At 33.6% G+C, this 19,509-nt stretch carries 14 protein-coding genes; 8 read left to right on the top strand and 6 right to left on the bottom strand.

Annotated elements, in window-relative coordinates:
- Positions 1–75 precede the first annotated feature (75 nt).
- Entirely contained in the window at positions 76–714 is a 639-nt protein-coding gene (locus tag A9G11_RS10735) for an IS30 family transposase (protein ID WP_081298539.1), read from the bottom strand.
- 214 nt (positions 715–928) lie between these two features.
- Between A9G11_RS10735 and dnaX the strand changes: the two genes are divergently transcribed.
- Together dnaX and A9G11_RS10725 are read left to right on the top strand one after the other, a co-directional pair.
- Positions 929–2,980, top strand: coding sequence for a DNA polymerase III subunit gamma/tau (gene dnaX / locus A9G11_RS10730; protein ID WP_065619612.1), 2,052 nt, complete (start codon positions 929–931; stop codon positions 2,978–2,980).
- A 31-nt stretch (positions 2,981–3,011) separates the two neighbouring features.
- Positions 3,012–3,350, top strand: coding sequence for a YbaB/EbfC family nucleoid-associated protein (locus tag A9G11_RS10725; protein ID WP_065619611.1), 339 nt, complete (start codon positions 3,012–3,014; stop codon positions 3,348–3,350).
- A 77-nt stretch (positions 3,351–3,427) separates the two neighbouring features.
- Here the strand turns inward: A9G11_RS10725 and A9G11_RS10720 are convergent, their stop codons facing one another.
- A complete protein-coding gene (locus A9G11_RS10720) occupies positions 3,428–4,234 on the bottom strand; it encodes a hypothetical protein (RefSeq protein WP_065619610.1) in 807 nt (268 codons plus the stop codon).
- 365 nt (positions 4,235–4,599) lie between these two features.
- On the opposite strand from A9G11_RS10720, the gene ruvA reads away from it, so the two are divergent.
- Positions 4,600–5,208 (top strand): Holliday junction branch migration protein RuvA, encoded by a 609-nt coding sequence (gene ruvA, locus A9G11_RS10715; protein ID WP_065619609.1) that lies wholly within the window; start codon positions 4,600–4,602, stop codon positions 5,206–5,208.
- A 14-nt stretch (positions 5,209–5,222) separates the two neighbouring features.
- Positions 5,223–6,227 carry a Holliday junction branch migration DNA helicase RuvB gene (gene ruvB, locus A9G11_RS10710; protein ID WP_065619608.1) on the top strand — a complete coding sequence of 335 codons (1,005 nt, stop codon included), beginning with the start codon at positions 5,223–5,225 and terminating at the stop codon, positions 6,225–6,227.
- Positions 6,228–6,337: 110 nt separating this feature from the next.
- Here ruvB and cysK read toward each other — a convergent pair whose 3' ends face one another.
- Entirely contained in the window at positions 6,338–7,303 is a 966-nt protein-coding gene (gene cysK / locus A9G11_RS10705; protein WP_065619607.1) for a cysteine synthase A, read from the bottom strand.
- A 460-nt stretch (positions 7,304–7,763) separates the two neighbouring features.
- Here cysK and A9G11_RS10700 point away from each other — a divergent pair, with 460 nt between their 5' ends.
- On the top strand, positions 7,764–11,564 hold the full coding sequence (locus A9G11_RS10700) for an autotransporter family protein (protein ID WP_065619606.1): 3,801 nt from the start codon (positions 7,764–7,766) through the stop codon (positions 11,562–11,564).
- Positions 11,565–11,698: 134 nt separating this feature from the next.
- Here A9G11_RS10700 and priC read toward each other — a convergent pair whose 3' ends face one another.
- The gene (gene priC, locus A9G11_RS10695) at positions 11,699–12,214 is read right to left on the bottom strand and encodes a primosomal replication protein PriC (protein ID WP_065619605.1); all 516 of its coding nucleotides are present in this window, start codon (positions 12,212–12,214) and stop codon (positions 11,699–11,701) included.
- Between the two features lie 5 nt (positions 12,215–12,219).
- Positions 12,220–12,681, bottom strand: a complete 462-nt coding sequence (gene yfbV, locus A9G11_RS10690) for a terminus macrodomain insulation protein YfbV (RefSeq protein ID WP_065619604.1) — start codon at positions 12,679–12,681, stop codon at positions 12,220–12,222.
- A 193-nt stretch (positions 12,682–12,874) separates the two neighbouring features.
- Between yfbV and A9G11_RS10685 the strand changes: the two genes are divergently transcribed.
- The 3 genes from A9G11_RS10685 (at position 12,875) to guaA (ending at position 17,970) form a co-directional block, all read left to right on the top strand.
- The gene (locus tag A9G11_RS10685) at positions 12,875–14,080 is read left to right on the top strand and encodes an acetate kinase (RefSeq protein ID WP_065619603.1); all 1,206 of its coding nucleotides are present in this window, start codon (positions 12,875–12,877) and stop codon (positions 14,078–14,080) included.
- 64 nt (positions 14,081–14,144) lie between these two features.
- Positions 14,145–16,295, top strand: coding sequence for a phosphate acetyltransferase (gene pta, locus A9G11_RS10680; RefSeq protein WP_065619602.1), 2,151 nt, complete (start codon positions 14,145–14,147; stop codon positions 16,293–16,295).
- Between the two features lie 91 nt (positions 16,296–16,386).
- Entirely contained in the window at positions 16,387–17,970 is a 1,584-nt protein-coding gene (guaA, locus tag A9G11_RS10675; protein ID WP_065619601.1) for a glutamine-hydrolyzing GMP synthase, read from the top strand.
- A 794-nt stretch (positions 17,971–18,764) separates the two neighbouring features.
- Here guaA and A9G11_RS10670 read toward each other — a convergent pair.
- Complete coding sequence (locus A9G11_RS10670) at positions 18,765–19,310, bottom strand: RNA 2'-phosphotransferase (RefSeq protein WP_065619600.1); 546 nt, start codon at positions 19,308–19,310, stop codon at positions 18,765–18,767.
- Between the last annotated feature and the right edge of the window lie 199 nt (positions 19,311–19,509).

Raw genomic sequence — 19,509 nt, 5'->3', positions numbered from 1 at the left:
AATCAATTGTGATAATTTGTTAGTAGTACCAATATACTATCCTAATAGTAAAGTAAATTGTAAAGATATTTCAGGTTAACTATACGTTTCAGTATAAAAATAAAAGCTGAATTCAACATCTAAGTGCGAATCGAGTGAGTAAAAGGCTCGATAAGGTGTTTTATACTTAAGCCTTTTTCTTGAACGATGATTAAGTCGATTTTCAACCGCTTTAATCTCTTCATCACTGATGCTATCAAATACCATTCTCTTTGGAAAGTATTGTCTGATTAATCCATTTAAATTCTCATTACTTCCCCTTTCCCATGAACTATACGGATGGGCGAAATAGTATTGGCAATCTAAGGCGCTTGCTATCGCTTTATGCTCCGCAAATTCCAGACCATTATCTGAGGTTATAGTCTTAACGCTATGTTTTATATTTGTTAATAAATCAATTATCGCCTTCTTTACCTCTTCTGCTGTTTTTCGCTCAACTTTTTTTATTAAGGCTAATCCTGTTTTACGTTCAACTATTGTGACTAATGCCTGCTTTCGATTACCACCTATAATCCTATCTACTTCAAAATCCCCTATGCGACCTCTTTTTTCCACTATATTGGGTCGGGTATCAATTCTCAACCCGTCCACTATTCGTCCTTGATTTTGATAACGACTTAATCGTTTATTTCTTCTGTGACCTCTTTTTTGTCGAAGACTCAGAGCTGAATTCAACCGCTAAGAAAGTTATAACAGGATTTGTTTGTATATAATATGATACTTATATTGTAAAAAATATTCAGGAATGTATACCGTTTCGTTTTTCTCGGCGGTTGAGTTGGCTAAACCAAAATTAAGCAAGATAGATAGAGCCTGCGAGGTTTAAAGACTATTAAATCACTTTATGATATGATTATCGGAAAATTCGTTAGCAATAGTAATGGTGATTATGAGTTATCAAGTTCTGGCTCGCAAATGGCGACCAAAATCTTTTTCTGAAGTTGTTGGACAAGAACATGTCCTTAAAATTCTATCTAATGCACTTTCACTTGGACGAGTTCATCATGCCTATCTGTTTTCTGGTACCAGAGGCGTTGGTAAAACGTCGATCGCACGGTTATTAGCTAAGGGATTAAATTGTGAAAGTGGTATCACCGCAACACCATGTGGTGTGTGTAATAATTGTCGTGATATAGAGCAAGGCAGATTTGTTGACTTACTTGAAATTGATGCAGCCTCACGAACCAAAGTTGAAGATACACGGGAAATTCTTGATAACATACAGTATTTGCCAACAAGAGGGCGTTTTAAAGTTTATCTTATTGATGAAGTACATATGTTATCTCGTAGTAGCTTTAACGCTTTACTTAAAACCTTAGAGGAACCACCAGAGCATGTTAAATTTTTATTAGCGACAACTGATCCACAAAAGCTACCTATTACAATCTTATCGCGTTGTTTACATTTACATTTAAACGTTCTTGATACCCCACTTATTAGTAAGCAACTTATGACTATTTTACAATTAGAGCAGATTGAAAGTGAACAAAAAGCTATTCAGCTATTAGCTAAAGCGGCCAATGGTAGTATGCGTGATGCATTAAGTCTGACAGATCAAGCTATAGCTCTAGGTAATGGTCAAGTTGATACTGCTTCAGTGGCAGTCATGCTTGGGACATTAGATAAAGCTATTCCGTTTTCATTAGTTGAAGCGCTCTATCATGGGGATGGTAATGCATTAATGCAACAAATTGAAATAGCAGCTATGCAAGGAGCGCATTGGGACAATCTATTAGCTGAATCAATTGCATTATTACATCAAATTGCATTGTTACAAGTAGTACCAACTGCTCTTGGCGATTATAGTGACAATGAAGAACGAATCCGCTTTTTAGCACAGTATATGGCACCAAATGATGTGCAACTATTTTATCAAATTTTGCTAATGGGACGTAAAGAGTTAACTTTCGCACCGGATAAAAAAATTGGTGTCGAAATGACTTTTTTACGAGCTTTAGCTTTTATACCAAAAGTTGTTTGTTCTGATGAACGTTCAATTTCATCCTCTCACATAAATTCTTCATTATCTTCTCAGGCACAGAAGACAATACAAACACCAGTTTCGGTTTCTCAACCTACCAGACAAGAACTAACCGCAACAGTGCAGCCAGCGAAAGATGTTGTAAAACCACAATTGGATGTCAATTTACAACCACAAATTGTCCCTCAAGTCGTCAGTCAATCGACATCACAAGATCAGATGATCCCCGATGAAGCACCGTCTATTACTAAAAATATTTTAGAGATGCGTATGCAACTGATGAAAGAGGAACAAAATGCAAAAAAGTCTAAAAGGGTTGATGATATTCAACCAAAAAAGCACTCTCTTAATAGCTCTTTAATCCACAAAAAGAGTGAGGTAGTACCAGTTAAAAATGAAGAAGTTAATGAAAATGAAACGGAAGAAGAGGAAATAACTGCAGAAAATTATCAATGGCAAGCATATCATCTTGTTGACAGTAACAATGATTTAGTGATAGATACTAAGACTTTTCGCGAATCTCTAAATGGTGATAAAACACCTGAGATGACTAAAAAATTAATTGATGAAATGGCACAAAAAGATCCATGGTGTGCCGAAATTGAACAATTGAATTTATCACCATTAATTAAACAAATTGCAATTAATTCATTTATTGAACAAATGGATGATAAAACGATTGTGTTACATATGCGGTCATCAATTAAGCACCTTATTAATTCATCAATTAATACTGAAAAGTTAGAAAAAACCCTGTCGAATTATCGTCAACAAGCGTTAAAGGTAAAGATTATCATTGATGATAAACAGGACATTAAAACCCCTTTAGAAATGAGAGAAGAGTTGTATCAACAAAAACTTATGCAAGCTAAACAGACGATAAATCAAGATGCTAAAGTCGCGATGATTTGTCAATATTTTGAAGCTAAGATTGATGAAGCAAGTATTCGTCCTGTATAATGACGAATTAATTTTTTTAAGAGGAATGATTATGTTTTCAGGTGGAAAAGGTGGTTTGGGTAATTTAATGAAGCAAGCCCAACAAATGCAAGCAAAAATGCAACAAGCTCAAGAGGAGATTGCTAAATTAGAAGTCACTGGCGAATCAGGTGCAGGTCTGGTGAAAGTTACTATAAATGGCGCTCATAGTTGTAAACGAGTTGAAATTGATCCGTCTTTAGTTACCGAAGATGATAAAGAGATGTTGGAAGATTTAATCGCTGCTGCTTACAATGATGCAACACGACGATTAGATGAAACACAAAAAGAAAAAATGGTACAAGTCACTGGCGGAATGCAATTACCACCGGGTTTTAAAATGCCATTTTAATTGAACGTACTTATATCATTTTAGTTATCGAGATTTTGCGAAAAGATAAATTGAGTTTTACTTTCGCTAAATCTTGATTATTTTCCAATATAGATAAAGTCGTTCACCAATTTTTCATTATCATACGTAATATCACTTAGTCTTTTTTTGTAAATCTCACACAAATCATAAATTGATATTTCTTTGACTTTTACATTATCAAAATCACTTAACTCTTTACTTTCACCCTTAGTAATGATCCAAACTTGCTTACTTTTACCTGTTAATGGGATTGTTTTGGGTGTAATTCCACCGTCACTTTTTTTAGTGTTAAAGGTTAACTGGGCCTTTTGGCTGAGTTTATTGATATAGTTTTCTATTTGTTCTTCTTTGAAAGATTCGTAATCTCTTTGTAATGTACAGTCATACATTACCGCTAAGTTTTCAATGATAAAAAAGCCATCGGCTTTACCGGCTTGGTTATCACGATCGAATTGAAATATTTTATTTAAACCAATCACTTTTAATAAATTGAATACCGAATCTTCAAATGCTATTGAATCATTAATATATTTGATTTGTTGTACTGAATTTATTAAAAGAGTTTTATAATCTTGTGCATCGATTTTATTTTGTAACGATTTATCATCATGTAAATGATTTTCTTCGATTTCTATGTTTTGCTTATTAATTATTTTAATATTCGTTGCATACCTTTGCCCAGAATCTTTATTATTATCTGTAAATGTTACGCGCATGCCTATCGCTATTTCATCCATGGGTAAATTATCAAAATCCTTTTTAGTAAAATAGTAATCATTTTTCTCATCTAATGCTCTTATAAATCCATAATAAGCATCTTCATTATTCTTATCTTTAAAAATACTCTTAATTTGACTGATCATGCATAATGCTCCTTGAGGAAGTAAAACGTTCCAACAAAATTCATCGTTTAATGATTGATTAATAATTATCACTACTATTAATGAGTACAACAGATTTTACCTGTACAGTATATAGAAATGTACTCAATATTTCATTAGGTAATCATTAACGAGATCATCCTCATAGCTTTGCTGTCTATTTATACAGTTTTTCTTTATTATTTACTTTCTATCAGGTAAACTACACCCAATTATAGGTTTTTTATACATTCGATAATAAAAGCATATTTAATAATAAAGTTCGCTTAAAGTGATATCCAATGTGCTTGACTGTTTGTGATTGATAAACCGTATTTGACATAATGCTAAAAAATTGAGGAACAATTGTGATAGGTCGTTTACGTGGAACTATTATTGAAAAGCAACCACCCAAAGTGTTGCTCGAAGTCGGTGGTGTTGGTTATGAGGTCTTTATGCCTATGACCTGCTTTTATGAATTACCTGATAATGATCAAGAAATAATTGTTTTAACACATTTTGCTGTTCGGGAAGATGCACAAGTATTATATGGTTTTAACCATGAACAAGAGCGCGAATTGTTTCGTGAATTGATTAAGGTTAATGGTGTGGGACCTAAATTGGCGTTAGCCATATTATCCGGTATGTCGGCTCAGCAATTTATTACTGCAGTAGAGCAAGGCGAAATAAAAACGCTCGTTAAATTACCCGGAGTAGGGACTAAAACAGCTGAACGTTTAATTGTTGAGATGAAAGATAGGGTAAAACGTTTTGGCAATGAATTAGTAAGTTCTAGCGCTATGTTAGACATCAGTAATGTTAAAAAATCAGCTAATCAGATCGAAAGTGAGGCAGTATCAGCTTTAATTGCTTTAGGTTATAAACCACAAGAAGCTAGTCGTATTATCAGTAAAGTGATTAAACCTGAAATGGACTGTGAAACGCTCATTCGTGAAGCATTAAAATCGGTATTATAAAGTAGGTATGTATTATGATTGAAGCTGATCGTTTGATTGCACCTCAAGTACAAAAAGAAGAAGAGTCATTAGATCGCGCGATACGTCCTAAATATTTAGAAGAATATATTGGACAACCACAAGTTCGTGAGCAGATGAAAATCTTTATTCAAGCGGCAAAACAGCGTAATGATGCATTAGATCATGTGCTGATCTTCGGTCCACCGGGTCTTGGTAAAACGACCTTAGCTAATATTGTAGCCAATGAACTTAATGTCAATCTACGTACTACTTCTGGACCGGTATTAGAAAAGGCTGGCGATTTAGCTGCCATGTTAACTAATTTAGAACCGAATGATGTACTATTTATTGACGAGATCCATCGATTATCTCCCGTAGTTGAAGAAATTTTGTATCCGGCTATGGAAGATTATCAATTGGATATCATGATTGGTGAAGGTCCAGCCGCTCGTTCTATCAAAATAGACTTACCTCCATTTACTTTAATTGGTGCGACAACACGTGCCGGCTCATTAACGTCACCATTAAGGGATCGCTTTGGTATTGTACAGCGTTTAGAATTTTATCGAGTGGAAGATCTTGAATATATAGTCAGTCGTAGCGCAAAATTTTTAGGTATGGATTTATCTGATGAAGGTGCTCACTTAATAGCTAAACGTTCACGAGGAACACCAAGAATTGCTAATCGATTGTTACGGCGTGTGAGAGATTATGCAGAAGTTAAATCTAACGGGATAATTAATGAAACAATCGCTACCCAAGCTTTAGATATGCTTGATGTAGATACAGAAGGCTTCGATTTTATGGATCGAAAACTATTACTGGCAATTATTGAGAAATTTATGGGCGGACCAGTTGGTTTAGATAATATTGCAGCAGCGATAGGTGAAGAGCGTGAAACCATTGAAGATGTACTTGAACCATTTCTGATCCAACAAGGATATATACAAAGAACGCCCCGAGGTAGAATAGCTACTCCCCATGCTTATCGTCATTTTGGTATTATACAAGATAATTAGTCATATAAAAATTCTATCATGTCTCAAACATGTAAGAGCGAGTTCTTTTTCGAGGTTAGTTACCGCCTTTCGGCGGTGGAATGTCATTATAAATAATTAATAGTTTATGGCTAACCAAGTTCTTTTTCTGTGAAAATACCTGTAAATAAGTCAGTACTTAAATAACGTTCACCAGAAGAAGGTAATATCACAACAATAGTTTTGTTAGCATTTTCTGGTAATTTAGCTAAACGATCTGCTACAAATACTGCTGCACCTGACGAGATCCCTGCTAAAATACCTTCTTTCTCCATAAGTTCACGTGCGGTATCAATTGCATCTTCATTAGATACTTTTTCAACCAAATCAATCAAACTTAAATCAAGGTTATCTGGAATGAATCCTGCGCCGATACCTTGAATTTTATGTGAACCCGGTTTGATCGGTTCACCGGCAAGAGCTTGAGTGATAACTGGTGAATTTGTTGGTTCAATAGCAACGGCAGTGATATTTTTCCCTTGCGTCTTTTTGATATAACGTGTGACACCGGTAAAAGTACCACCGGTACCAACTCCGGCAATAAAAATATCAACCTTGCCATCAGTATCTTGCCAAATCTCAGGACCGGTAGTTTTTTCGTGAATTTCAGGATTAGCGGGATTACTAAATTGTTGTAACATAATATTCCGTTTTGGATTACGGGCAACAATCTCTTCTGCCTTTTCAATGGCTCCTTTCATTCCTTTACTTGCTTGTGTTAAAACTAAATTAGCACCTAAAGCTTTTAACAACTTCCGGCGCTCCAGACTCATACTTTCAGGCATGGTTAAAGTTAATTGATAACCACGCGCTGCAGCTACAGCAGCAAGTGCTATTCCGGTATTACCACTAGTTGGCTCTATAAGTTCCACATCTGATGTTAATAATCCACGTTTTTCTGCATCCCATATCATATTTGATGCGATACGACATTTAACACTGAAACTAGGATTTCGGGACTCAATTTTGGCTAGAATATTACCATTTCCAAAATGCTTTAAACGAACCAAAGGAGTATGACCAATGGTTTGTGAATTATCATCAAATATTTTACTCATTATTAAGATCCTTATTAATGACACATCTGGATAGACGTGTGGTAATGATTTATAAATGATATTTATTATAAAACCAAATTTAAAAGATGATACTAATTAATGGTTATAACATTATGCAATTTCGCTATAAATATGACATTAATGTCATATATTAAATTAATTAATAAAATCAAGTTACTATATTAATTAGATTAATAAATTCAATCTATTGATTTATAAGGTTAAAACTATTTTAAAAAAACATGTCAATTGTGTAATAATTTCGTCATATTTACGTAATATTTACTTTTATTTAGATTGTTTTCCGAATAAAATGCTATATATATAGTTCTGGGTAAGCTAATCCTCCATAACTTGTGATTAACTTGTTTGGTTGGCTGTTATTTTGTGTATAATGCCTTAATCTTATACGATTTAATGGAATATCAATCGTTAAGGTTATAATAACTAGGAAGTTGTTATGAAAAAAACAATACTTAATCAACATATTTGTAATCTTCCATCAAAAAACTATAAAAAAACATTCAAAAAATCTTTTCTAGCAATAAGTGTTTTATTAGCTAATTCAATGGTTTACGCTGATTGTTCAGGAACTGGTTTAGACGGGTTAAATTTATCTGATGGTTCGGAATGTATATTTGATCAGCAAATATTATCTGAATGGTTTAATCAAGTTCAAGGGACAATATATTCCCCTGCTATACTTGCAATAGGTGATGGTACAAAAGTAGTTTTTGAAACTGACGGAGACGATTTTCTATCGATTCTTAATTACCTAGGTAATACTGGTGGGATTGTAGCCAAAGATAATGCTGAAGTTAAATTTAACAATACTGTGCACATGGAAATTGGGAAAGGAGGAGATTCAATTACTATTAATGATAATGCAAAAGTTATTTTTAAAGATAACTTATCCATATATATGGATGCGTTTAATATCCAACATTCTTTATATGGAATTAACATTACAAATACAGGTGAATTTGAAATTAAAGGTGATCTTAAACTTGAATCTGAGGAATTACATTCAGGCTCATTAATTAGTTCTAGCGGTACAGTTAAATTAAATACAGCAACTCTTCGAGTAATTGAAGGTGGTAGTGGTGCAGGTATTAGTATTGGGGAATCTGGAAATAATAGTTCCAATGCGTTAATTCATTCTGATGGTTTAGTTAATATTGAAACTCAAGGTAATGAATTAACCGATGCTGCAATACTGGGTAAATATAAAGGCTATATCGATTTAGAATCAGCAAATATAAAGACACAAGGTGGTGCAGGTATTTATTTAAGTGATGCTAATGTTAATATTCGCAATAAGTTAAATATCAAAACTGAAAAAGAGAAAGCATACGGCATTTATATTACAGATGGCAGTGGTGATTTTAATGCTGGTTCAGGTCAGATAACAACAAGCGGTGATGAAGCTCATGGACTTTTTGAAACAAAACATTCGAGTAATATAAACCGTTATTTAAATTTAGATGTTACTACTAATGGTAAAAATGCCGATGCAGTTCATTTAGTTTCTAACAATAATGACATTAACTTTAAAACTAATGCAACTATTACAACAATAGAAGAAGGTAGTAAGGGTATATTTGCTCAAGCAGGATCAGCTAACAAAATTAATATAATACTAGAAAATGGCGCTTCGATTTCCAGTAATAGCCATTCAATTTATGTCACTAATGCAAAAGAATCTCTCGTTTCCCTAGGTCAGGCGAGTATGATCAAATCAAAAAATGGTAATGGTATTAATTTATCTAATCTTCAAAATGCTAATATAATGTTGCAAGATGCTTCTATTTTATCTAAGGATCATGCAATTAATTTAGCAAATGGAAACGAATCTATTATTTCCCTTGGTCAGGGAAGTAAAATTGAATCAAGTAATGGTAATGGTATTAATTTATCTGATCTCCAAAATGCTAAAATAATATTAGAACAAGCTTCTATTTTATCTAACGGTAATGCAATTAATATAGCAAATGCAAATGAATCTATTGTTTCCCTAGGTGAAGGAAGTAAGCTTGAATCCCGCAATGGTAATGGTATTAATTTATCTAATCTTCAAAATGCTAATATAATGTTGCAAGATGCTTCTATTTTATCTAAGGATCATGCAATTAATATAGCAAATGCAAACGAATCTCTTATTTCCCTAGGTGAAAGAAGTAAGCTTGAATCCCGCAATGGTAATGGTATTAATTTATCTAATCTTCAAAAAGTTAATATGAAGATAGAAAAAGACGCTTCTATTTTAACTTCAGGTCATTCAATTTCTATCGCTGATACAAAAGAGTCCATTGTATTACTTGATGAAGGAAGTAAGCTTGAATCACAAAATGGTAATGGTATTGATTTAAGCAATCTGAAAGAAGGGAGCCAAAGTACCGTTTATAATAATGGAGATATTACAGTTACTGATGGACATTATGCTATCTTAGGTGGTTCAGCTAATGATAATGTTAAACTATTAGGTGGTAAAGTTACAGGTGATATAAATCTAGGCGATGGTAATAATTACTTCGAATTCTCAGGAGGAACACTTAATGGGAAAGTTTTATTCGGTATGGGTAATGCTCATGCCATATTGAAAGATAAAGCTGATATAAGTGAGATGTCGCGTATAGAAGGAGGAGAAGGAACCAATAGTTTAGAGTTAAGTAATATTAAATTAACAGGATATACGGCCGATGTTGATAATTTAGACAAAGGCGTTAATCTTAATAATTGGGATAATATTTTCCTTTCTGGAAATACCGTATTTACTCAGTCTGGCGATTTATTCAGTAGTAATGAAGCGAATATATTAACTCGGGACGCAGGATTATTTAACACCAATAAAACTGGAACGTTGACTATTTCAAGCACAGCCACTTGGAATATGGGGGATAATGTAACAAGTTTAAATATTGCCGGTAATGTTATCAATTCAGGGATCTTAAATGTCGGTGATGCAGGTCAAACAGGGAGAGTCTTAAGCATTGGCGGTGATTATGAAGGAAAAGGTGGTACGGTTGTATTGAATAATCTTGCCAGTGGCGATGAGGTATCTACTGACCTAATAAAAATTGCTGGTGATGCTAAAGGGGTAACTAATTTAATTGTTCATAATGTAGGAGGATTAGGCGACCAAACCAAGGGTGATGGCGTTGAAATCGTCCAAGTTGGTGGAGTATCTGATTCAAATGCTTTCATTTTAAATGGTGCTGTCACTGCAGGAAATTATGAATACTTATTAAATAAAGGTGATAAAAGTGGAACCAACCAGAATTGGTATCTAAGAAGCTATAAAGATAATAACAATCAAGTTTTATATAATCCTGCTTTAGGTACTTACTTATCGAATCAAACTGTTGCGGTTCAAATGTTCCGCCAAACTTTTTTTGATCGTCTTGGTTCGCTGTCTTCAAGTAGTATGAGTGATGCATCAGAACAATTTTATTGGATGATTAATCGAATAAATCATAATTACTATAAAAGCATCCATGACAAACTGAATAACCACATCAATAGTTATTCAGTACAATTTGGTGGCGATATTAATGTTTGGGCGCTAGACAACGATGATTATTTCCATTTGGGTATTATGGGTGGTTACGGCGATAGTAGAAGTCGCAGTGTATCGAATCAAACAAAAACTCGTACAGATGGTGAAGTAAGAGGTTATGCTATAGGTGTTTATGGTACTTATTTTTCTAATAAATATACCGATTTAGGTTTTTATGTTGATATGATGAGTCGAATGGGATGGTACCGCAATGATATCACTGGTCATTCACAGGTGGCGACTAAAAATTATCATAGTACCGTATGGAGTAACTCTATTGAACTAGGTTATACTCTACCGCTAATTACAGGTGAAGAATATCAGTTAATAGCTATTCCTCAAGGACAATTTACTTATAATTTATATAACGCACACAATCAAAATGACAAAAATAAACTTAAAGTAAGCAATAATGATGCAGACGGTTTGGATATACGTCTTGGTAGCCGTTTTATCGTTAAAGGCATAAGTATTGTTGAGCCGTTTGTTGAAGTTAATTGGTTAAGTACTACAGCAAAAAATCAACTTGACTTTAATGGTACAACTTTTAAAGATGGTTTTGCTAAAAATCGTTTTGAAACAAAATTAGGTTTACAAAATAGTTATAATGAAAATTGGAAAATATTGATGCAAATAGTTGGTCAATATGGAAAAAACAATTTTCATAGTTATGAAGGACAGTTAAATGTTGATTATAACTTCTAACTAATTTTAGAAAAGACGATAAAATCCCAAACATTTCAAGTTTGGGATTTTTTTTAGTGTAAGATAGTTTTATTGAAATTAATTAGCTTTATCATTGAGTTGTATTTTATTAATTAAAAAATGTTTCTTTAACTTTAACTTATAAAAGCAGAATCGTTTTCCATATCTAATTCAATCTTTTTAATCGCCTGTTCACAACGATAGATTCGATTATCGAGTGAGGCGATTTGTTTATGATCTACCACATCTTTAGACAGTGCTAATTCATATTTCATTTCTTGAAGACGACGCAAATAATCTAAGTGGCGTGAATGCTTTTCGTATAATGTTTCGTCAATGATATCAATGTCAGATAGTATTTTTCGCATCTGGTGTGTGACCAATTCACGCGTCAACGCAGTGATCTGATTGACCAGCATTTCAGATAAAAAACTAATTCGTTCAAGTTGTTGTGCCTGCACATTATTATATAACGCTTGGTAAGTTTGTTTGATTTTATCGAGATAAAAAATAAGATCTGTCTCTATTTTGTTAGTCGCAAATAGATGTTCATCAAAATAGTACTCTTGATATTCGGATTGTTCAGCCATCTGTATTTTTTGTTCAAGAGTATCGATTTGCTTTTTTAAAATAGTTAATAAATTGGACATTAAAATTATTCTTTATATGATGGTGGTGAATCATTATTTTGACCAAAATAACTGCCAAGATGTATTTTAGCCAAATTTAATAATTTCATAAAATCTTCAAATGTTAGTTTATTATCATTTTTCTTACTATTAGCTAAAACATTTTTGCTAATCAATTGTGTTCTTATATGATTATAGCAATCAACTAAATTAAGTGGTAATGGTGATTGAGATCGTTTACCTAACCAAAAAATCCCTTGGATGGGTAAACTCAAGGCAAATAATATAGTAATACTGGTCACGGCAATTTGTGCATTCATATAATATTGCCAAACAATTAAGCCAACTATTAAAGGCGGTAAAAATTTGGTTGCGGTTTTTATGTAATTAATAATTTTTAATTCAGGAAAAGAATAGGCAAGCTCTCTATCTTGCGGACAAATAGACATATATGTTTGACCTGATTTAAATATTTTTACTAAATTCATCTATTGGTGATTCCTCGACATTCACATTTTATTGTCTTAAAATAGTGTAATTCAAATTGGCGACGTTCTATTTTATATCAAAAACCAAGATATCAGAAGTCACCTTAGTGTAATCACATCGATTATTAAATCATGTGTTGAGTTACCAATTTTTAATTGGTAGGAATCTTTTATTCAAATTATAGGAATTACTATGTCATCGAGTAATAACGCTCTTGTTCTTAACTGTGGAAGTTCATCTTTAAAATTTGCAATTATAAATCCAGAAAATGGTGATGAATTTTTATCTGGATTAGCTGAATGTTTTAATCTACCTGATGCTCGTATTAAGTGGAAACTTGATGGTGTCAAAAATGAAGCATCTTTAGGTGCTGGTGCTGCACATAGCCAAGCAATCAAATTTATTGTTAATAGCATTTTTCCACAAAAACCAGAATTATTAGATAGTATTAAATCTATAGGTCATAGAATTGTTCATGGTGGAGAAAAATATACTCATTCAGTTGTTATTGATGATTCCGTATTAAAAGGTATTGAAGAAGCAGCTGCGTTTGCTCCTTTACATAATCCTGCTCATTTAATTGGTATTCGTGAAGCATTTATAGCATTTCCTCATTTGAAAGATAAAAATGTAGCTGTTTTTGATACTGCATTCCATACAACTATGCCTAAAGAAGCCTATTTATATGCTATTCCAAATGAGCTTTATACTAAACATGGTATTCGCCGTTATGGCGCTCATGGTACTAGTCATTATTATGTAAGCCAACAAGCAGCTAAACTATTGAATAAACCAGTTGAAGAAACAAATGTTATTACTTGTCATTTAGGTAATGGTGCATCAATTACTGCGGTTAAAAATGGTAAATGTGTGGAAACTTCAATGGGATTAACACCACTTGAAGGTTTAGTAATGGGTACCCGAAGTGGTGATATTGATCCAGCAATTATGTTCTTCTTACATGATAATCTAAAAATGTCTGTTGCTGATATTAATAACCTTTTAAACAAAAAATCTGGTTTATTGGGTTTAACCGGTGTAAGTAGCGACTGCCGTTATGTAACTGAACATTATAGTAAAGATGAAAATGCTAAGAATGCATTAGATGTATTTGTTCATCGTTTAGTTAAATACATTGGTGGTTATGCAATGCTATTAGATGGTCGTTTAGATGCGATCGTATTTACGGGTGGTATCGGTGAAAATTCTGAAGAAGTCCGTCGCTTCACACTACAAAAATTAAGTCTGCTTGGTGTTGAACTTGATCAAGAACGTAATTTAGCTGCTCGTTTTGGTAAAGGTGGTATTATCACAAAAGATGGTTCAACATTTGCGATGGTTATACCAACCAATGAAGAACTTGTTATTGCTCAAGATGCTGCGCGTCTAACAGCCTGATAAACAATTGAAACCGCCAAAATGGCGGTTTATTTTTTAATAAAGAATTAAGAGGAAATTAATTATGTCTCGTACAATTATGCTAATTCCAACCGGTACCAATGTAGGGTTAACAGGTGTGAGTCTTGGTGTTATTCGAGCTATGGAGCGTCAGGGTATTAACTTAAACGTATTTAAACCAGTAGCACAACCAAGAGCTGGCGGAGATGCTCCAGATAATACAACCACCTTAGTCAGTCACAACACATCAATTCCTGTGTTAAAACCACTTAAAATGAGTCATGTAGAAAATCTATTAGGATTAAATCAACAAGATGTTTTAATGGAAGAAATTGTCGCTCTTTATGCCGAGAATACTAAAGGTGCTGATGTAGTTTTAGTTGAAGGTATTGTGCCAACTTCAGATTACCCTTTTGCTAATGAACTAAACAATAATATTGCTAAAACACTTGGTGCAGAAATCATTTTTGTGGTTAACATGGGAACTGATACACCAGCACAATTAAAAGATAGAATTGAAATTGCACGTTCTAATTTTGGTGGCATCAAAAATGAAAAAATTATGGGTGTAATTGTCAATAAAGTCAATGCACCATTAGAAGAACAAAGCCTAGCTCGTCCAGATGTTGCTGAAATTTATCATACACCTAAATTTGATGATAAAAAAATTACCATTGATGATTTAAATGCAAATAGTCCAATACCTGTTCTGGGTTGCATTCCTTGGAATATTGATTTAAGCGCTTGTCGAGCCATAGATATTGCAAAACATTTTGATGCAAAGATTATTAACGAAGGTGGTATTAAAAATCGCCGAATCAAACATGTTTCATTCTGTTCACGTAGTGTACCTAATATCATTAGCCATTTACAACCTAATGCATTATTAGTCACATCAGCCGATCGTTCAGATGTTTTAGTGACAATCAGCTTAGCGGCTATGAATGGTGTATCAATTGGTGGTGTATTACTTACAGGTGGTTACGAAATCGACGAAAAAATATATAAATTATGTCAACCAGCATTTGATACAGGATTACCTGTATTTACTGTTCAAACTAATACATTCCAAACATCTATCAACTTACAACAGTTTAACTTGGAAATTCCTGTTGATGATAAAGAACGTATGGATAATACCCAAAACTTTATTGCTGATCATATAGATTCAAATTGGATCAAATCTTTAAATGAAGTAGTCAGTTCAGCTCGTCGTTTATCACCACCGGCATTTCGTTATCAACTAACTGAACTTGCTCGTAACGCTAAGAAGGTAGTAGTATTACCGGAAGGTGATGAACCAAGAACAATTAAAGCAGCCGCAATTTGTGCAGATCGTAATATAGCAAAATGTGTATTAATTGGTAATCCTGATGAAGTACGTAAAGTTGCGGCTTCACAAGGTGTAACTTTAGGTAAAGGGGTAGAGATAGTCGATCCTGAAGCGATCCGTGAAAAATATGTTCCTCGCTTAGTTGAATTACGTAAAAATAAAGGTATGACTGAAGTGATTGCTCGTGAGCAATTAGCTGATAATGTGGTACTTGGAACCATGATGCTTGAAGCCAATGAAGTTGATGGTTTAGTATCAGGGGCAGTTCATACTACGGCTAATACTATTCGTCCGCCGTTACAATTAATCAAGACTGCTCCGGGTAGTTCGCTAGTTTCATCTGTATTTTTCATGTTAATGCCGGATCAAGTTTATATTTATGGTGACTGTGCTATTAATCCAGATCCTAATGCGCAAGAACTCGCTGAAATAGCTATTCAATCAGCTGATACCGCTATTGCATTTGGTATAGAACCACGTGTAGCGATGATCTCATACTCTACAGGCAGTTCAGGTCAAGGAGCTGATGTTGAAAAAGTGAAAGAAGCGACAAAAATTGCACAAGAAAAACGTCCAGATCTTATGATTGATGGTCCATTACAATATGATGCTGCGGTAATGCCAGATGTGGCGAAATCAAAAGCTCCAAATTCAAAAGTGGCAGGAAAAGCAACAGTATTTATCTTCCCAGACCTAAATACAGGTAATACAACATATAAAGCAGTACAACGTTCTGCGGATCTTGTTTCTATTGGGCCAATGTTACAAGGTATGCGTAAACCTGTAAATGACTTGTCTCGAGGCGCTTTAGTTGATGATATTGTCTATACTATAGCATTAACAGCAATTCAATCAGCACAAGAACAAAACTCGACAAAATAAACTTAGCAGTAAGTTCAAACAACTGATAAGAGGTGATAGAATATCACCTCTTATTTTTTATATTATTTCATACTTTAGGACTAAAAATTTAATGAAAAAAGACATTCATCAACAACGTATATTAATCCTTGATTTTGGTTCTCAAGTTACACAGCTAATTGCTCGCAGAGTACGTGAAATTGGGGTGTATTGTGAGCTTTGGCCATGGGATGTATCTGAAGACAAAATTAAACAGTTTAATCCTAAAGGTATTATTTTATCGGGTAGTCCAGAAAGCACGACTCAGCCCAATAGCCCGCGTGCGCCAGAATACGTATTTAATGCTGGCGTGCCGGTTTTAGGTATTTGCTATGGAATGCAAACCATGGCAATCCAAGTCGGTAACAATGGTCAAGTAACAGGCTCTAATCAACGTGAATTTGGTTATGCGAAAGTGGATATTGTCGGATCATCAAAGTTAACTGATGGTATTTTAGATAGCACCAATCAAGCAGGTATAAATCAACTTGATGTTTGGATGAGTCATGGCGACAAAGTGACTGCTATCCCTGACAATTTTACCCTTATTGGGCGTACTGAAAGTTGCCCATTTGCTATTATGGCCAATGATGAAAAACAGTTTTACGGTGTACAATTTCATCCTGAAGTAACCCACACTGCAAAAGGCTTTGAATTATTACAACGATTTGTGATTGATATTTGTCATTGTGAAAAATTATGGACACCTTCATCAATTATCACTGATGCTATTGCCAGAATTAAACAAAAAGTAGGTAAAGACAAAGTTTTACTAGGTTTATCAGGTGGTGTTGACTCATCTGTTACAGCATTATTACTGCATCAAGCAATTGGCGATCAACTCACTTGTGTGTTTGTCGATCATGGTTTATTACGCCTAAATGAAGCTCAGCAAGTAATGGATATGTTTGGTAATAAGTTTGGCTTAAATATTATTGCTGTGAATGCTGAAAATCGTTTCTTAAATGCATTACAAGGTGAAGCAGATCCCGAAGCAAAACGTAAAATTATTGGTCGTGAATTTGTTGCCGTTTTTGATGAAGAAGCCGCAAAACTTAAAGAAGTAAAATGGTTAGCGCAGGGAACCATTTATCCAGATGTAATTGAATCAGCAGCAGCAGATACTGGTAAAGCACAGGTTATCAAATCTCACCACAATGTTGGTGGATTACCAGAAGAAATGAAAATGGGCTTAGTTGAACCTTTACGCGAACTATTCAAAGACGAAGTTCGTAAAGTTGGTTTAGAACTTGGTTTACCTTATGAAATGCTCTATCGACACCCATTCCCTGGACCAGGTTTAGGTGTACGTGTATTAGGTGAAGTAAAAAAAGAGTATTGTGATTTATTACGTCAAGCGGATGCTATCTTTATTGACGAACTCTACAAAGCTGACCTTTATCACAAAGTCAGTCAAGCTTTCACCGTATTCTTGCCAGTACGCTCAGTTGGCGTAATGGGTGATGGACGACGATATGATTGGGTCGTCTCTTTACGTGCTGTTGAAACCATTGATTTTATGACTGCGCACTGGGCTCATTTACCATATGATTTTCTTGGTCGCGTATCAAACCGCATTATCAATGAAGTCAATGGTATCTCACGAGTGGTGTATGACATAAGCGGAAAACCACCCGCCACCATTGAGTGGGAATAAAAATCTAGTTTTCATTTAAATCTAAGTTAGTTTTTAAAACCCAGTTACATTAATCAATGAACTGGGTTTTTGTTTATGTAAGTTTAATAAAATCAACCTAAATTTTGTAATAAATACCGTAATTTTTGACAATATTACAAATGTAAAAACATATAATATGTTATCTATATGGTCATAAATAGTAGATATCACCAACGTGATATTTCATTTATGTTTGTCAATAACATCAAGAAATGATGACTGATATATTATGGGATCATTATAGTGAGATAAAAAATACAAAAATTACCTTTTCAAATATAGAAACTCTCGATATTGTTAGTAATGTATTTGTCTATATCACAGCATAAGGTTTGTAATAGTTTGTATTTAATCTGACTTTTAAATTATTTAATCACGCAAAAGTTAGTATCAACAATGAATCAGGTAGCTAAAATAATCAAACTTAAATTAAGTCTTTTGGTTTTAGCAAAACAGCTCAGCAATGTTCGCTAAGTCTGTAAAATAATGGATATAGTCTTGATAGCTATTAGTGCTTTGAAAAATTGTATGAGTAAGTTACTTAACTTTCGCACTTAGTACTTGAATTCAAGAGTTATAAAAAGCCGATTAAAAATGGAGTAGGACTACTCATTGAACAAAGCCTTGGTCAATATAGTTTATCTAAAAAGGTGCAAAAGAGTTAGTAAAAAGAAGGCAACTGGAAAATTTATTTTATTCATCGGACATACTTTTTTTAAATAGAATACCGATGAATAAATAGTGTCTGTCAGATTAAATTTGAGCTAATATCATTAATCAAATACCAAAAAATTTATAGGCACAGTTTTAGTTAACCAAACTCCATTATCGGCTAAATAAAATTTAAAGCCTTGTTGGTACATTATTGAAGATCTGACTTTTAATACAATAGGTTTGCCGTGTCTTTTTCCTACCGCATTGGCAGTCTGTTCGTCAGCAGATAAATGGACATAATGACGATTACCTGCAATTAATCCTTGTTGTTTGATTGACTCAATAAAGCGAGTTGCTGTTCCATGATATAAAAACTCTGGAGGTGTTTGCTCTATATAATTTATATCAACTTGTTCGGTTGAATGTCCCTGAGCCGCACGAATTTTTAAACCATCATCTGATATTGTAAAACGTTTTTTATCACTGGTTTTAACCACTTCTAAAATTAGTTCTTTGGTAAGATCTTCACCATGTTGATAAGCTTGTTGGATTAAGAAATCAATATTAACCCAGCCATCAGCGTCTAATGTAATGCCGATAGCTTCTGGTTTATGCCTTAAAATATAACTTAAAAATTTACTTACTTTAACCAATTCAATACTCATGATTTTTTTGATCCATTGTTTTAATTTATTATATTTGTAATATTGTCGTTTTTAATGAATAGGTGATATTTAACTGTTAGTTGAATGTAGCGTGTAACTATTGCCTAAAATAGTACAGTAAAAAAACAAAAATCATCTATGATAAAAAATAAAATAATCTATTTAATTAGATAAAAAATATTATATAACAAAGAATTAA

It is taken from the genome of Gilliamella sp. wkB108 (genome assembly GCF_001690195.1).
Lineage (GTDB): Bacteria > Pseudomonadota > Gammaproteobacteria > Enterobacterales > Orbaceae > Gilliamella > Gilliamella apicola_L.
Note: the sequence above shows the minus strand (reverse complement) of the source record. Positions and strands in the feature narration are given on the sequence as shown.

Bases quoted from the DNA above. Each gene is read 5' to 3' on its own strand.
- ruvB (WP_065619608.1), top strand. From the start codon at position 5,223: ATGATTGAAGCTGATCGTTTGATTGCACCTCAAGTACAAAAAGAAGAA.
- cysK (WP_065619607.1), bottom strand. From the start codon at position 7,303: ATGAGTAAAATATTTGATGATAATTCACAAACCATTGGTCATACTCCT.
- A9G11_RS10685 (WP_065619603.1), top strand. From the start codon at position 12,875: ATGTCATCGAGTAATAACGCTCTTGTTCTTAACTGTGGAAGTTCATCT.
- pta (WP_065619602.1), top strand. From the start codon at position 14,145: ATGTCTCGTACAATTATGCTAATTCCAACCGGTACCAATGTAGGGTTA.
- yfbV (WP_065619604.1), bottom strand. From the start codon at position 12,681: ATGAATTTAGTAAAAATATTTAAATCAGGTCAAACATATATGTCTATT.
- A9G11_RS10725 (WP_065619611.1), top strand. From the start codon at position 3,012: ATGTTTTCAGGTGGAAAAGGTGGTTTGGGTAATTTAATGAAGCAAGCC.
- dnaX (WP_065619612.1), top strand. From the start codon at position 929: ATGAGTTATCAAGTTCTGGCTCGCAAATGGCGACCAAAATCTTTTTCT.
- A9G11_RS10700 (WP_065619606.1), top strand. From the start codon at position 7,764: ATGAAAAAAACAATACTTAATCAACATATTTGTAATCTTCCATCAAAA.
- A9G11_RS10720 (WP_065619610.1), bottom strand. From the start codon at position 4,234: ATGATCAGTCAAATTAAGAGTATTTTTAAAGATAAGAATAATGAAGAT.
- guaA (WP_065619601.1), top strand. From the start codon at position 16,387: ATGAAAAAAGACATTCATCAACAACGTATATTAATCCTTGATTTTGGT.
- priC (WP_065619605.1), bottom strand. From the start codon at position 12,214: ATGTCCAATTTATTAACTATTTTAAAAAAGCAAATCGATACTCTTGAA.
- A9G11_RS10670 (WP_065619600.1), bottom strand. From the start codon at position 19,310: ATGAGTATTGAATTGGTTAAAGTAAGTAAATTTTTAAGTTATATTTTA.